The organism is Gilliamella sp. M0364 (assembly GCF_016100565.1).
In the GTDB taxonomy this organism is placed as follows: Bacteria; Pseudomonadota; Gammaproteobacteria; order Enterobacterales; family Orbaceae; genus Gilliamella; species Gilliamella apis.
In genome coordinates, this window is record NZ_JACFSF010000024.1 from 1 (window position 1) to 614 (window position 614).

The window sequence follows — 614 nt, forward strand, 5'->3', positions numbered from 1 at the left end:
ACCTCGATTGACAAACCACTGCTTTAACACAAAACCATATTTCAACACGATATCATCATTATCACTATCTTTACCCACCAACTCAAATGTTTGAGGCAATAATGGAACAATTATCTTCTCCTCACCTTTCACCTCATTCGGATTAACTGAATCCCATTGTTTTTTTGTAGCAACGGGGCCTTTTAAGGTGACCCGAACAATACTAGGGTCTGATTCGTCTAAATAGTCCATAGTTGCTTTAATCGTACCATTAGAAATAGATTTCCATGTCAATTTCTTATCAATACTACCTAGCACTAAATCAAAATATAAACCATTTGCGCCAGTAGTAGGAAAATTCTGATCGTAAGATGATGGTTCGGATGACTGAACAAGAAAACCCAAACCTGGGTCCCACATATAAGTAGGACCAAGATAGTTATTTTCCAGCATAGGCCTTGCAGAGCAAATATCCGCCATCGGCTGTGGTTTAATATAATAAGTGACAGTACTTGCAGTAAAAGACGTACTTTTAGGTACGCCATAACGAGTGGATAAGATAACATCATCAGTTCTTAATATCACTCGATAAGGTGCTTTACAAATGGTCGGCACATTGTTACGAGTAACCGGAC

At 38.4% G+C, this 614-nt stretch carries 1 protein-coding gene; it reads right to left on the reverse strand.

Annotated elements, in window-relative coordinates:
* Positions 1-614 (reverse strand): hypothetical protein (locus H3U96_RS11080; protein ID WP_198196707.1); only part of this gene is annotated, 614 nt, incomplete at both ends.